Origin of the sequence: Mycobacterium sp. 050272 (assembly GCF_039023525.1) — a bacterium.
In the GTDB taxonomy this organism is placed as follows: Bacteria; Actinomycetota; Actinomycetes; order Mycobacteriales; family Mycobacteriaceae; genus Mycobacterium.
Window position 1 is genome coordinate 259,123 of record NZ_JBCHKV010000002.1, and the last position, 13,959, is coordinate 273,081.

The window sequence follows — 13,959 nt, forward strand, 5'->3', positions numbered from 1 at the left end:
CGCGCCGGCTCGAACTCCTGCGCAATTGCGATCACGGATGAAAAAAGTGCCGCCCCGACCCGGCGAGGGTCGGTTCCGGCACGCAAAATGTAGGGGTGTCTGGCGAAGCCGTTGCGCGTCGATCCTCACGTACCCGGGTCGCCGTGGCACTCGGGAGCGGTGGTGCCCGGGGTTATGCCCACATTGGGGTGATCGAGGCGCTGCACGACCGCGGCTTCGAGATCGTGGGGATCACCGGCTCGTCGATGGGTGCGATGATCGGCGGTCTGCAGGCCGCCGGGCGACTCGACGATTTCGCCGACTGGGCGAAGTCGCTGACGCAACGCACCATCTTGCGACTGCTTGACCCGTCGATCAGCGCGGCGGGAGTGATGCGGGCGGAGAAGATCCTGGAGGCGGTTCGCGACATCCTGGGCCCGGTCGGGATCGAGGAACTGCCGATCCCCTACACAGCGGTGGCGACCGACCTGCTGGCCGGCAAGTCGGTGTGGTTTCAGCACGGTCCGCTCGACGAGGCGATCCGGGCATCCATCGCGATTCCGGGTGTGATCCCTCCGCACGAAGTCGGCGGCCGCCTGCTCGCCGACGGCGGCATCTTGGATCCGCTGCCGATGGCGCCGCTCGCGGTGGTCAATGCCGACCTGACGATCGCCGTGAGTGTCAGCGGCAGCGAGGCGATCGCGAAACGAGAACCCGAGCCCGGTGCCACCGTCGAGTTACTGAATCGCATGGTGCGCAGCACGACTGCGCTGCTCGACACCTCGGCGGTGCGCTCGCTGCTCGACCGGCCCACCGCGCGAGCAGTGCTGAGCCGGTTCGGTGCGGACACCTGGACGGAGGACGCCGGCGAGGACGACGCCGCCGAAATCGTGGGAGTGCCCGGGGTTCCGAAGCTGGGCAGCTTCGAGGTGATGTACCGGGCCTTCGACATCGCCCAGTCCGCGCTCACCCGGCACATGCTGTCGGCCTACCCGCCCGATCTGTTGATCGAGGTGCCGCGTTCGACGTGCCGCAGCCTGGATTTCCACCGGGCCGCCGAAGTAATCGATGTCGGGCGGCTGCTGGCTGACCAGGCGCTGGACTCACTCGAACGCGCTTCCGAGGATCCCATCGAGGACTGATCGTCTCGAGAGCCGTTCAGACACCGAGGAATTCGGCGACGGCTTGGGCTTCGCGGCGGCCTTGTTCACGTCCGGCCACCGCCGAGCTGATGCGACAGCGCGGGTCTAAGAGGTTGGGCCCGAACGCTTTCAGCGATTCGGCGTCGGCGAATACTCCGAATGCGTTGCCGCCGAACGCCGCGACCTCGGTGGCCGGTCCGCCGCCGAACGGCGATGGCGCATCGGCCGCGGCGGGCACCAGCACCACGGCCGTGTCGCAGTCGTGGGCGACGTCGAGGTTCACCGAGCTGGCCACCCCGCCGTCCATGTATCGCCGGCCGTCGACCGTCACCGGCGGCCACGCCCCCGGTACGGCACAACTGGCCGCGACCGCATCGACGAGCTCCACGTGAGATTCGGAGTCGAAGACCACCAATTCGCCGGTGGCGGTGTCGATGGCGGTAATGCGCAGCGCACGGTCCGGCCAGTCGTGCGACGGCAGCCGTTGCGCAATCACCTGGCGGCGCACCGACTCCGGCACGGTCTTGGTGCTCAGGGCCACTGCGCCGATCCGCTGCATCTGCTGACGCGTCCTGCCCAGCGAGTCGTCATACGGCTCACCAAGGGCGGCCAGGAAAAGCCCGGTGATGGTCTCGACGTCGACGCCGGAATCGATTTCGCCTGACGTCTCGGCGACTTGCCGTTCGTACAGTCTCTCCAGCGGGCTGCCGCTGGCGATCTGGGCGGCGACCGTCGAACCCGCCGACGTTCCCACCAGCACATCCGAATCCAGCAGCAGCCGCGCCGCAGCCGGTGATTCGTCGGCAATGCCGCGTAAAATCCCTGTCTCCCAAGCAATTCCGGCTATTCCCCCGCCGGCCAACACCAGCGCGCGTCTGGTCGTCACGTCACAACTTGCGGGTGTTGGGCAGCGCGTGCTGCGCAACTTCGACCGGCACGCTCAGATCCTCCCGGCGCAGCAGATGCTTCGGCGGATCCGGCAGGATCATCGTGCGGTGGATCTGCAGGGAGCCGTCGACGTGCAGCAGCTCTCCGGGCTGCAGCAGACGCCAGCGGGGGTCGCTGTCCATCGGTTCGGTGGCCAGTACGACCGACGGCCGCGTGCACAGCAGGTCGGACTGCGCGTGAATTCGCATGGTACGCAAGTCGAATTGCGAGTCGGCGGTAGCGGCGAACTCGTGGCGCCGGTCCAGCAGACAGAGCTGGTGAGTTGCCGGGTAGCGCATTGCCCACATGTCGGTGGCCGTGCACAGCAGCACGTTGACCGCATAGATCGGCACGTTGTCCGCAAGCCAGGTCATCGCCTCGGCGATGCCGGCGCAGACATCGCCGCCCGCCGCGCGGATCGATGCGGTTATCAACGCGAACACCCGCTCCGAGTCGGTTTGCCCCAGCACAAAGTCTTGCGCACCGACCTCGCGCAGCCGCTCGTCGAGGATCTCCAATCCCTCGAGCACGCCGTTGTGCGCGAAGATCCGGCCGTCCTGCAAAAAGGGGTGGGTGTTGCGGACATCGAGCGATCCGGTCGTCGCGTAACGCACGTGGGCGATGAACGTCGTACCGGTCAAGCTGTGAGCCTCGGTGGCGAAGTCGCGGTCCTGCCACGCCGCTATCGGCTCCTTGTACAGCCGCGGTTCGCCGTTGGATTCGAAGACACCCAGGCCGGTCCCGTCCGGATTCCGCCTGCTCTGCTCGGACAGACTGTCCGGCGCGTCGAGCAGCCAGAAGGTTGCGGTGCAAGCATGCGTCCCGGCGTGCAGGCCAAAGAGTCGACACATGGCTCGACCGTACCGAATACGGTTGCGGGGTCAGCGCGTCAGCATCCCCGACAGGTCGCGCAGGGCTTGTCGCGCATAGCCCTGCCACATCCTGCCGAACACCGGCAGCGCCAACGCGGCCAGCGTTGAGCGCGGGTGAATGTCCCAGCGCCAGGTGACTTCGGTACCGCCGGTGGTCGGGGTGAAGGTCCACTCGCCCAGCACATGGTCGACCAGCAGCGCCATCGGGCCGGTGACGTCGCCGAGCCGATAAGCGAATGCTCGCGGCGGGTCGACGCTGGTGAGCTCCTCGCGCGTGCTGCCCCCACCCGCCATCACCACGGTGCGAGTCTGGCCCGCGGCATCCCACCCACCGGTCTGGTCGCGGACCTCTTTGATCGGCGGGAAGAGCCCGTGCCGGCGGCTGAAGATCTCGGTGAGCGGGACCGGCAGCGTGCGGTGAAAGGCCTGCTCGACCGGGACCGGTATGACCAGCGATTCGGAGAAGACACGCGAATGTGCCATGGAATCAACCTCTTTCAGCTATCGCTCGCGAGCACGGCGCCGGAGTTCAGTCGTGCGCCTCGGTGACCTCGTATCCACTGTCGGCGTGCCGGGCCCGGATGGCCTTCTTGTCGTATTTGCCCACGCTGGTGCGCGGGATCTCGTCGGTGAACGCCCACCGCTCGGGTAGCCACCAACGAACGACCTTGTCCGAGAGGAACGTTCGCAATTCGGCGGCGCTGACCGATGCGCCCGCATTGCGGACGACGACGGCAAGCGGTCGTTCCTGCCAGCGTTCGTCGGGAACTCCGACGACGGCGGCCTCGTGTACGTCGGGGTGACCGATCAGGCAGTTCTCCAACTCGACCGAGGAGATCCACTCCCCGCCGGACTTGATCACGTCCTTGGCGCGGTCGGTGAGGGTGACGAAGCCTTCCTCGTCGATGCGGCCGACGTCGCCGGTGCGCAACCAGCCGGAGTCGAATTTGGACGCGTCGCGCTCAAGGTAGTAGGAGCCGGTGATCCACGGGCCACGGACCTCGACCTCACCCACGGCCTGGCCGTCGTTGGGCAGCACCGCGCCGTCGTCGGAAACGATGCGCATCTCCACGCCGCAGATCGGTCGGCCCTGGGTCGCGCGGATGGCCCAGTGCCGTTCCTGCGGCGTGTCGACCGGCGGCCAGGCCAGGGTGGCCAGCGGCGACGTTTCGGTCATGCCCCACAACTGCCGGATCTGGACGTTGTACTTGTCTTCGAAAGTGCGCATCATCGACACCGGAACGGCCGAGCCGCCGCAGGCCACCAGCCGCAGCGAGGAGATGTCGTGGTCGGGGTCCTTCTCGAGGTGATGCATCACGTCGTTCCAGATGGTCGGCACCGCCCCGGCCAGGGTGGGCCGCAGCTTCTCGATCATGTCGATCACCGACGGGGCGTGCAGATGCCGATCGGGCATCACCAAGTCGGCCCCGGCCATCAGGGCCGCGTACGGCAGCCCCCACGCGTTGGCGTGGAACATCGGCACAATGGGCAGCACCCGGTCGCAGGCCCCCACCCCGATACCGTTGGTGCTACACGCGCCCATTGTGTGCAGAAAGCTCGAACGATGGCTGTACACAACACCTTTGGGGTTGCCGGTAGTGCCACTCGTGTAGCACATCGCGGCCGCCGACTTCTCGTCGATGTCCGGCCAGTCGAAGTCGGTCGGCTGGCCCTCGATCAACTCCGCATACCGCAGCACCGTCTTGCCCGACTCCTGCAGCTGCGCGATGTCGCCGTCGCCGACCGCGATCACGGTGTGCACGGTCTCGAGCTCGGGCAGTATCGGGGCGAGCAGTTTGACCAGTGACATGTCCACCAGCACGACCCGGTCTTCGGCCTCGTTGGCGACGTAGGAAATCTGCTCGGGGAACAGCCGGATGTTCAGGGTGTGCAGCACGGCGCCCATCGACGGGGCCGCGAGGTAGGCGGTGAGGTGCTCGGCGTTGTTCCACATAAACGTCGCGACGCGCTGGTCTCCGGTCACGCCCAGGCCGCGCAACCCGTGTGCCAGTTGGGCGGCCTGGCGACCCAGTTCGCGGTAGGTGGTGTGCCGGTAGCCGCCGTCACCCGTGGCCGTGGTGACCGTCCGGGACCCATGGACACCGCAGCCGTGCCGCATGATCGCGGTGATCGTCAGCGGAAAGTCCTGCATCGTGCTGTCCATCGAGCTACCGCCTTACCGTCTCGGCGCCGCACCGCCTCATGGTCGGTGGGCCGAATGGTATCGCCGCGCTACGCGACGGGAAACCGCATTCCCTGACAAAGCGTGTTGCACCGCGGCGGGACCGGGCAGAAACTCAGGCGAGCACGGGTTCGTGCGGTATGACGTCGGGCACCAGCCAACCGGTCGTCGACAGCTCGCCCATCGCCGCGGCACTCTCGAGGGCCATCGGCGTGGCCGACGCGATAGGCGTGACGCTCACCGCGCCGGAGTAGCCGGCGATGTAGAGACGCTTGCCGTCCGGGCTTTCGACCGCGCAGGACGGTTGCATCCCCGCTCCGAGTGTCGCGATCACGTCGTGGGTCAGCGTGCACAGCACGGTGACATTGTCGTCGCTGACCAGGTAGATGCGGTCGCCGTCGGCGGACAGCGTCATCCCGGTGAGAATGCCGCCGATATCGCCGACCTTGCGCGTGTTGGTGATCTTGTTGGTCCGCGTGTCGACGACGTCGACGACGACGCCCACCTCGGGCGCACAACTCGCCACGTAGGCGAGCGATCCATTGGGGCTCAGCGCGACGTCACGGACGGGCAGACCGATCTCGACGGCGCCGATCACCTGCAGCCGGGTCCGTTCGCCGGTGCTGCGCGTCTCGCGCCAGCTGGTGCGGGCCGCGGCCTGCTCGGGCTGCGCTTTGGTGCCGATCACGACGAGCCGGCCGCCGGCGGGTCCGTTGACGCCCACGTACGCCCGTGATCCGTCGGCGCTGACACGCACGCATTCCGTGGTGGCCGAATCCGCGACGGTGATCGACCGGATCTTGCCGGTCTCGGTGTCCAGAGCGGCCAGGTTGGCAACACCGTTGGCGTTGCGGCTGGCGTACACCTGGTGCCCGGCGGCATCGACGGCCAGATCGCTGACGCTCAGCGCCAGCGGATGCGTCGCGACCACCTCGTTGGTGGACACGTCAATGACGTGGATCGAGTCATAGGCCGTCGACACCGTGCTGACGTACGCCCGACCCGTTCCCGAGCCGCCCACCGCGATGGCAAACGGTTCGCCGACGCCGTCGATCATGTCCACGACACGAAAAGTCTCGGTGTCGATGACCGAGACGCTGTCGGATGCATAGTGGGTCGCCACCAACCGGCTGCCATCGCGGCTCATCGCGATGCCGCTGATCGGGCCGTTGCCGACGGCAATCTCGACGGCCACTGGGGCCATCGGCGTCGGGTCCATCTCGACGATCTCGCGGGCGGCCTCCCGGCCGTTGATCTCGCTCACGTTCGCACCGCCTTCGCTGTTGATATCGGCCATCTGCGCGCTCGCCCGGTATGAGCCGGGCGACACGCGTGGCCGCGAACTAAACCACATACAGCCGCAAAAATTGCGGGCCGTTCGAACAAATTTTACCGCCTGAATCTTGGCCGTTAAGCATGAATTCAGGACTGTTAGACACCTCACTTTGCAGCAAGCTAATTCTGCCTGAAGGGAAGTTGCCGAGTAGTCGCTCAGCAAACGCTTTCATAGCCTTTGAACCTGTAATACTCATTTTTAGCTAACTAATATGCGCGGGTCGCGAGCAGATAAAAAGTAAGAATTTCTTATCTTTTCCAGGCAAATAGAGGGAAATATCACAATATCCAAATTCCGCTTTGGTGGCGAATCATTCAAACCCTCCATTCGTTGACCAGCGGGTGCGCCGGTGCGTTGGCAGTCACGTTTGCCGGACACCTGTTCGATCGGTTACCGCGGTGCGTCCGGGGGCTACCAAGTGGTCGGTGAAATCGACGATGGTGTGTCCGTACAGGTCGGGGTGGGTGAAGCGGAACATGTGGCCGGTCGCCGGAAGAATCACCTCGCGAGCGTCGGGGATACCGGCAAGCAATTCCTTGGCAGCGCGAGTGCCGACCAGCTTGTCGTCCTCCGGCGTGATCAGCAGGGTCGGGACCTGCACGCGCGCCAGCCGGTCGCGGATGTCGAAGTCGATGACGGAGGTAACCCGCGCGGTATAGCTGCGCCGGGGGGTGTTATCGATGAACAGCTGCCGATAGTCGTCCTGGGTGTGCGGGACTTGTGCGGTGGCATCAAACTTCGAAGCCAACTGCAACGCATGGAACCGCAGGGTCCCTTGTCGGTAGAGAAAGCCCACGGCCAAGCGCGATGCGCGAGAGGCGATTCCTTTCCAGCGAGGCAGCGGGTTGGCGGCAAAGCCGCCCGACAGCACGAGACCGACGAGACCCGGGGGTTGGCGGGTTGCCAGCGTGAGTGCAATCACGGCACCGAAAGAATCACCGACCAGAACGTATGACTCGAGTCCCCGCACCTGCTCGGCGACGAAGTCGGCGTAGGACTCGACGTCGGTCAGGCCCTCGGGAAGCCGCATCGTGATGATGTCGCGCCCCGCGAACGGCGCCAACTGTCGACCCTCCCATGGCGCTCCGGAGAAGCACGGGATCAGCACGAGCGTGAGTGCGCTGGTCGACATCGTCGCTTTCCTGTCTAGGCGTGCCAATACGGCTGTCGGACGCGTCGGCGAACACGCCGGCCCTTGGTAATACTTGCCGCCGAGGCGGGGCGTCTGTAGGGCACAAATACCGCAGATCTGATGACCAACGTCGGTGCCCAACATGATTTGGCAAATGAGGATGGTCGGCCGCGAGCCAACAGCCATCGCCGCGAGCCACCAAGGCTAGCTGAAGTGCGTCTTCGGCCTATCCAAACTGACGCCGTCGACGGCGATGTCCAGCTTCTCGTTGTAGAACGCCACCAGCCCCGCGATCTGGCTGATCGCCGGCAGCGGGAAGTGATACGTCCAGGCGAGGTCAGCATGCACGGTGTCACCGACGCGCACCGACCAGTAGCCCGACGTCACGCCCTTGTACGGGCACTGCGTCTGCGTCGCGCTGGGTTCCAGATGCGCGAAGTCAACGTCGGTGGGGTCGATGTAATACCTTGTCGGCAAACCAGTTTCGAAGAGCAATACCGGCGATCGGGTGTCGGCCAGCACGATGCCGTCCAGCTCGACCCGGATGTGGCGGTGCGAGCGCAGCGCGTCGACCCGCGAGTACGGATTGCGCGGGTGGACGTAGATGGGTTCGTCTTCTTCGAACCAGCGCAACGCATCCCATTCGAAGCGCACGGTGCCCGCGACGGGACTGTCAGCCTCGGCGTCGAACACCCGCGCCGCCGACGGATGCGTCTGACCGGCCCCAACCACAGCGTGCAGCCGCGACGGCCCGAACTGCACCTTTTGCGCGTGGTTCTCGTCGCGCAGGAACCCGGCGCGCACATCGGCCAGTGGCACGTAATAGGCCGGGTAGTAAGGGATTTCCCACACATAGCGGGCCGCGGTCGTGTCGAAGACCAGCTCGTCGCCCAGGAAACCCCGGATCCGCCGCGGCACCGGCTCGATGCGTCCCCGGGCGGCGGCCGTCTGCGGGTAGTCAGGCTCGTTCGTCATGGGTCACCTACTGGTCCTTGGAAGCGAGACCGACCGGGGCATTCGAAATCGCTTTGCGGATGGCGTCGGCCAACGCCAGCGCACTTTCCTCGGTGAGTTCCAGCGCGACCCGTGCCGACGGGCCGAGCTGCGGGTTGATCACGTCGATGTTGACCGTGTGCGTGTAGGGCGCGTGCACGGCGTGATCGACATAGACCGTAGCGCGGTCAGCGCCGAACCACCCCTGCGCGCCTTTGCCACTGCCATCGATCTCGACATGTTCGGTCAGATGTGTGCACATAGCTTGGCGGACCTAGCCTTTCAGGTAAGTAGCGAAGAATTCGTCGATGTGACGCCAGCCGTCCACCGCCGCTTCCGGGCGGTAAGCGGGCCGGTCGACGGAGAAGAAGGCGTGGCCCGCGCCGTCATACGAGTGGAACTCGTGCGGCTTGTCCAGCTTGGTCAGCTCGGCGTCCAGCGTGGCCACCGCAGCGGGCGTCGGGAACACGTCGTCGGCCCCAAACAGGCCCAGCAACGGACAACTCAGGTTCGGCGCCAGGTGCAGGATCGGCGTCATGGCCTTGGGCATTCCCTCCCGGGCATCCTCGACGACGCGGCCGCCGTAGCAGTCGACGGCCGCGTCCAACTGCAGCGAGCAGGCCGCCAGGTAGGCGTGCCGCCCGCCCGAGCAGTGCCCGATCACGCCGAACTTCCCGTTCGCGCCGGGCAGCGACCGCAGGTGTTCGATAGCACCCGCGACATCGCCGACCAGCCGGTCGTCGGGGACCCCGCCGGCCGCGCGTACCGCTGCGGCCGCGTCGTCGGGAGCCGCACCCGGCGCCTCGCGGGAGTACAGGTTCGGCGCCACCGTGTGGTAGCCGCTGACGGCCAGCCGGCGAACGAATTCCTTGGTTTCCCGGTCGTATCCGGGCATGTGATGGATCCAGACGACGCCGCCGCGCGATCCTTCGGCGAGCGGCATCGCGCGATAAGCCTCGATCTGATCGCCACCGTGGCCGGTAATGGTGATCGTCTCCGCGCGAATGGCATCTGGGCTGACCGAGTTCATCGAGATGCTCCTTGCTGGGCCGCCATCGATTGCGGAGCGCGTGCGGCTCGTCCGGGTGCTGGTGGTGCGCCCGCCGGAAACCAACGTATCCGAACTTCAGCGAGAAGGGCTCAGCCCACCTTGATGGGCACCGTCTCCGCCTCCATCGTGGGCGGCAATTTCCTCATGTCGACGGTCAGAATCTCGCCGCTGTCCTGCGCGCCGTTGGGCAAGATCTTGGGCTTGAGCGCAAACGGCGGGTTAGTGGAAATCACGCCGTCCAACCCGAAATCGCTGTCGTTGGCCACCATTAACGTCTTTCCGCCGTCGGGGGTGATGATGCCTTCGATCTTGGCGTGTCCGAAGAAGTTTCCGGCGGCCGACAACGAGCGCAGCAGATCCGTGAGATCGAGCTTGAGCTTCTTGCCTGCCACCGAGATTCCAGCGGCGGCGAGTTTGTCGGTGGCCGCCTCGACCCCGCCGATCCCGACAAAGGTCTCGATCGCAACGTTGTTGATCAACAACCCGCCACGGTCGGCCTGATAGGTCGCACCGGGCACCGTCTCCCGGGGGCCGACATCGGTGGCTCCGGAGATGTCGGCCAGATAGATCTTCTTGTTGCCGTTGGGCTGTGGCTCGCCGTCGAGCTCGTCGACGAGGAACGTGGTGTTGCTGACCGCGGTGATTTCCGAGACCGCCACCTTGGTCTGCTGCGGGTTGGCCAACGGGTAGAGATACTCGTGCACGTCGCTGTGGTTGGCGAGTTTGACCGTCACGATGCGCGTCATCGGGACCGACGCCGCCGGGCCGACCAGTCCCGGGGTCTGCAGGCCCGACTGCATGATGCCGACCAGCGTCGTGCCGTCGGGGGTCAGCGTCAGGCCCTCTAGGCCCTGGTTCGGGCTGCGCAGCGACAGCTCCTTGGGCAGCGTTGCGTCGATCGGCGAAAGACGTTCCAGCTCTTTACCATTGGCGTCGAAATGGACGATGAACGGGCCGTATTCGTCGGAAACCCAGAACGTGCCGTCGGACAATGCGACCAAGCCTTCGCCGTCCAGACCGTGATCCGAGGGCGGCAACGGCGCGCCATTGAGGTCGACCACCGACTCGCCGGCGGCGGTGGCCTGCGGGTAGGGCAGCCCCACCAGGGGCGCCCCGTCCTTGCCTGAGAGCGTGATGATCTTCTCGACCGATGCCACACCGTCGGCGAGCTTGAGCTTGGCGATCTGCGGGTGGAAATCAGGTATGGGAAACACGATTTCGTTCGGCGTACGCCCGGGAACATTGGGGCCGCGGTCGGTCAGGCCGTAGATCTCGTTGGAGCTACCCGGCACCGGGGCGATTGCCGAACCATGCGCATTGGCCTGGACGGCGACGCCGCCGATGGTGGCCAGCGGCGGCAGATTCTCGGCATAGAGCTTGACGCTGGGCGTGGAGGTGAGGTGGAGCTGGTCGGTGCCGGTGAACCCGGCGTCCGGGGTGTAGATCATCGCGCCGTTGGGGCCGTAGGTGATGGTGCCGTGTTCGGGCTTGGCATACGCGACCGGCGTATCCCCCTCCGTCGCGGCCAGCATCTGCTCCGGGGTGATGGTCAGCGCCTTACCGGCGGGCGTGCTCAAGTCCGGCTTAGCGCCCGACCCGGAATGGCCTGACGAGCAGGCCGCCGCCGTAAGGAGCACGGTGACGGCAGCGACGGGCCAGATCCTCTTGGATGCCATGCAATCGACCTAACAAGTGGAAGTTGTCTCGCTGATGAATGTCGCGCGAGCAGACGTTGCGCGCCCTACCCCTTCTTATCGCGCACCTTGTAAGACGACGGCCACGACTTGCGTGACTCGTCGCCGGTCAGCGGAGTTCCCATCCCCCCGACCTTCACGTTGTACGCCTCCTTGCCCGGGCCCACCTCGCGATTCGCGTGTTCCTGGGCAAGGTAATACAGCTCATCGATCGTCGCTTCGTCGTACGCGACGAACGACGTTTCCCGGGCGAGGTCGTCGACCCCGACCAGCATCCGCTCCGGGACATACCGTGACGCGAGCGCCGCCGCCCCCAGCAACGAATACGGAATCACCCAGTAGCAGATGAACAGCAGTGGGGTCTTCGTGTCCAGGATCGTGGCCGCTTGCCCCCCGAACTGCTCGAGCACCGGCGGAATCGCGGATGACACCGTCATACCGGCGAACGCGGCGATCCAGATCCAGGACAAGACATCGGTGATGCGGCCGAACAGCTCGGTCTTGACCACGTCAGGGGGCTGCTCGGCGGCGGCGAACTCGCGCACGAACGACCTGCCGACCAGCTGCCCGATCAGGGCCACCAGGAAGATCCCGCCGCTACTGAGCGGCTGAATCCATCGATGCATGAACGTCTCGCTGAGCGTGAAGGTCAGAACCGTCAGCACGGCGAACGTGGCTACCGCCCCGATCTCCAGGATCCCGCTCGACTTCCCGAGGGCGCGCCCGATCGCAAATGCGGCGATCGCAATCACCAGCGCGACCACCACCGCGGTCTTGAACGGGACGTTGCCGACCAACACCCAGTAGATAAGCCACGGCGCAAATCCGAAGAGCATGCCCACGGTGGGCCAGTGTATGAGTTAGCCCCTCCTGCACCGGCGGGCACCGCCGCATCGGCGCCGCCGGGCATCCTGCGGCGACCGGGCAAACCCATTACATTGCGTCTGTAGTGAACGACGATCCGCGCAACGACGTGGTCTCCCGGCAATACGATCGGTGGCAGTACCCGCCACCCATTGACGACCTCGAGGCCTACTCGAAGAACAATTGGGAGTGGTTCGACCCGATGCGGGCGCACCGGGTGTTGTGGCCGGACCGCGGCTATCGACCCGACCTCGACATTCTGATCGCGGGGTGCGGAGCTAACCAGGCGTCGGTTTTCGCCTTCACCAACCGTGCGGCCAAGGTGGTGGCGATCGACGTCAGCCAGTCGGCGCTGGACCATCAGCGCTACCTCAAGGACAAGCACGGCCTGGACAACCTGGAATTGCACCTGCTGCCGATCGAAGAGGTGTCGGCGCTGGGCCGCGACTTCGACCTGATCGTGTCCACCGGCGTTCTGCATCACCTGGCCGATCCGCTGGCCGGCATGGCGGCGCTGGGGGGTTGCCTGCGACGCGAGGGCGCGATGGGGATCATGCTCTACGCCAAATACGGACGGATCGGGGTCGAACTGCTCGAGTCGGTCTTTAGCGACATGGGCCTTTCCCAGGACGACGCGTCGGTTCAGGCGGTCAAGGACGCCATCGCGACGCTGCCCGCGGGCCACCCCGTCCGCAGTTACCTGGCGGTGGCGCGCGATCTGGTAACCGACGGCGCGCTTGTCGATACGTTCCTGCACGGTCGCCAGCGCAGCTACACCGTCGACGAGTGTCGCGAACTGGTCGCCGCGGCCGGGCTCACCTTTCAGGGGTGGTTCCACAAGTCGCCGTATTACCCACACGAAATGTTCACTCCGGCAAGCAAATTCGTGGATCACCTGGCCAAATTGCCGGAGACCGAACTGTGGTCGGTGATGGAGCGGCTGCAGACGGCCAACGCGACACATTTCTTCATGGCCTGTCGCCCGGACCGTCCCGAAGAGCAGTACACGATCGATTTCACGGCGGATGCGGCGCTGGATTACGTCCCGATGTCGCGTACCGCGTGCGTGCTGTCGGAAGCCGACCTGCTGGGACCCGGCTATCGGCTGCGCCTCGGCCCGGCTCAACTGCCCTTCGCGCAACTCGTCGACGGCCACCGCAGCATCCGGGCGATCGCCGCCGGGGTTGCGCAGCGCGGTGGCGGCGGCATCGGCGAAGCGGAGCACTTCGCGCGCAAGCTTTTTCAGGAGCTCTGGCGGCTGGACTTCCTGTCGATGGCCATCGGCGCGGGTGAGCACGACGCGTAATAAGTTGTGCGCGGCAGTATCTCGCGCCCAGGGCTGGCGCGCACAGCCGCGAGATCCGTTGTCGAGACATAATGTCAAGACGAAGTTAGGATTCTGGTCCTGCATGGTTCACGTCAAGGGGGTCGACATATATGAAGAACACGGCATGGTTGGCGGGCCCGATCGCCGCCGTCGCGACCGGCCTTGTCGCCATCGCCGCTGCCCCGATCGCGAGTGCCGACGGGGCGGATGACACCTTCCTGCACACGCTGCAGCAGCGTGGCCTCTCCTGGCCCGGCGGCCAGGACCAGATGATGATCAACGCCGGTCACGCGGTGTGTCAGGACTTCGACGCCGGGGACACGATGGCCCAGACCGTCGACGATGTGAAGAAGGCGCTGGGAGTGAGCAACATGGGTGCCGGCAGCATCGTCGGCGCGGCGGTTGCGGCCTACTGCCCGCAGAACCGCAGCAAAATGTAGAGCTGACCTCGGGCTCCGGA

14 protein-coding genes are annotated in these 13,959 nt (G+C 65.8%); 3 read left to right on the plus strand and 11 right to left on the minus strand.

From position 1 onward, the window contains the following. Positions 1-95: 95 nt before the first annotated feature. Positions 96-1,121, plus strand: coding sequence for a patatin-like phospholipase family protein (locus AAHS21_RS06000; RefSeq protein WP_342926780.1), 1,026 nt, complete (start codon positions 96-98; stop codon positions 1,119-1,121). Between the two features lie 16 nt (positions 1,122-1,137). On the opposite strand, the gene AAHS21_RS06005 is transcribed toward AAHS21_RS06000, so the two are convergent. The 11 genes from AAHS21_RS06005 to AAHS21_RS06055 all read right to left on the minus strand — a co-directional run bounded on the left by AAHS21_RS06005 (position 1,138) and on the right by AAHS21_RS06055 (position 12,150). Beyond that, positions 1,138-2,007, minus strand: coding sequence for a patatin-like phospholipase family protein (locus AAHS21_RS06005; RefSeq protein ID WP_342926781.1), 870 nt, complete (start codon positions 2,005-2,007; stop codon positions 1,138-1,140). Position 2,008: 1 nt separating this feature from the next. Further along, on the minus strand, positions 2,009-2,899 hold the full coding sequence (locus AAHS21_RS06010; protein ID WP_342926782.1) for a class II glutamine amidotransferase: 891 nt from the start codon (positions 2,897-2,899) through the stop codon (positions 2,009-2,011). A gap of 30 nt (positions 2,900-2,929) precedes the next feature. Then, positions 2,930-3,403 (minus strand): SRPBCC family protein, encoded by a 474-nt coding sequence (locus AAHS21_RS06015; protein ID WP_342926783.1) that lies wholly within the window; start codon positions 3,401-3,403, stop codon positions 2,930-2,932. 46 nt (positions 3,404-3,449) lie between these two features. Next, complete coding sequence (locus AAHS21_RS06020) at positions 3,450-5,084, minus strand: long-chain fatty acid--CoA ligase (RefSeq protein ID WP_342926784.1); 1,635 nt, start codon at positions 5,082-5,084, stop codon at positions 3,450-3,452. A gap of 133 nt (positions 5,085-5,217) precedes the next feature. After that, entirely contained in the window at positions 5,218-6,366 is a 1,149-nt protein-coding gene (locus AAHS21_RS06025; protein ID WP_342926785.1) for a YncE family protein, read from the minus strand. Positions 6,367-6,799: 433 nt separating this feature from the next. Further along, a complete protein-coding gene (locus AAHS21_RS06030) occupies positions 6,800-7,570 on the minus strand; it encodes an alpha/beta hydrolase (protein WP_342926786.1) in 771 nt (256 codons plus the stop codon). Between the two features lie 204 nt (positions 7,571-7,774). Beyond that, a complete protein-coding gene (locus AAHS21_RS06035) occupies positions 7,775-8,545 on the minus strand; it encodes a DUF427 domain-containing protein (RefSeq protein WP_342926787.1) in 771 nt (256 codons plus the stop codon). 7 nt (positions 8,546-8,552) lie between these two features. Then, positions 8,553-8,825, minus strand: a complete 273-nt coding sequence (locus AAHS21_RS06040; RefSeq protein ID WP_342926788.1) for a DUF6295 family protein — start codon at positions 8,823-8,825, stop codon at positions 8,553-8,555. Between the two features lie 12 nt (positions 8,826-8,837). Then, on the minus strand, positions 8,838-9,593 hold the full coding sequence (locus AAHS21_RS06045; protein WP_342926789.1) for a dienelactone hydrolase family protein: 756 nt from the start codon (positions 9,591-9,593) through the stop codon (positions 8,838-8,840). Positions 9,594-9,703: 110 nt separating this feature from the next. Then, positions 9,704-11,290: an esterase-like activity of phytase family protein gene (locus tag AAHS21_RS06050; protein WP_342926790.1), complete on the minus strand. Its 1,587-nt coding sequence runs from the start codon at positions 11,288-11,290 to the stop codon at positions 9,704-9,706. Positions 11,291-11,355: 65 nt separating this feature from the next. Next, positions 11,356-12,150, minus strand: coding sequence for a hypothetical protein (locus tag AAHS21_RS06055; RefSeq protein WP_342926791.1), 795 nt, complete (start codon positions 12,148-12,150; stop codon positions 11,356-11,358). A gap of 107 nt (positions 12,151-12,257) precedes the next feature. Here AAHS21_RS06055 and AAHS21_RS06060 point away from each other — a divergent pair, with 107 nt between their 5' ends. Together AAHS21_RS06060 and AAHS21_RS06065 are read left to right on the plus strand one after the other, a co-directional pair. Beyond that, a complete protein-coding gene (locus AAHS21_RS06060) occupies positions 12,258-13,478 on the plus strand; it encodes a class I SAM-dependent methyltransferase (RefSeq protein ID WP_342926792.1) in 1,221 nt (406 codons plus the stop codon). A 131-nt stretch (positions 13,479-13,609) separates the two neighbouring features. Continuing rightward, entirely contained in the window at positions 13,610-13,939 is a 330-nt protein-coding gene (locus AAHS21_RS06065) for a DUF732 domain-containing protein (RefSeq protein WP_342926793.1), read from the plus strand. The last annotated feature ends 20 nt before the right edge of the window (positions 13,940-13,959 follow it).

Bases quoted from the DNA above. Each gene is read 5' to 3' on its own strand.
- AAHS21_RS06010 (WP_342926782.1), bottom strand. From the start codon at position 2,899: ATGTGTCGACTCTTTGGCCTGCACGCCGGGACGCATGCTTGCACCGCA.
- AAHS21_RS06015 (WP_342926783.1), bottom strand. From the start codon at position 3,403: ATGGCACATTCGCGTGTCTTCTCCGAATCGCTGGTCATACCGGTCCCG.
- AAHS21_RS06020 (WP_342926784.1), bottom strand. From the start codon at position 5,084: ATGGACAGCACGATGCAGGACTTTCCGCTGACGATCACCGCGATCATG.
- AAHS21_RS06030 (WP_342926786.1), bottom strand. From the start codon at position 7,570: ATGTCGACCAGCGCACTCACGCTCGTGCTGATCCCGTGCTTCTCCGGA.
- AAHS21_RS06035 (WP_342926787.1), bottom strand. From the start codon at position 8,545: ATGACGAACGAGCCTGACTACCCGCAGACGGCCGCCGCCCGGGGACGC.
- AAHS21_RS06040 (WP_342926788.1), bottom strand. From the start codon at position 8,825: ATGTGCACACATCTGACCGAACATGTCGAGATCGATGGCAGTGGCAAA.
- AAHS21_RS06045 (WP_342926789.1), bottom strand. From the start codon at position 9,593: ATGAACTCGGTCAGCCCAGATGCCATTCGCGCGGAGACGATCACCATT.
- AAHS21_RS06050 (WP_342926790.1), bottom strand. From the start codon at position 11,290: ATGGCATCCAAGAGGATCTGGCCCGTCGCTGCCGTCACCGTGCTCCTT.
- AAHS21_RS06065 (WP_342926793.1), top strand. From the start codon at position 13,610: ATGAAGAACACGGCATGGTTGGCGGGCCCGATCGCCGCCGTCGCGACC.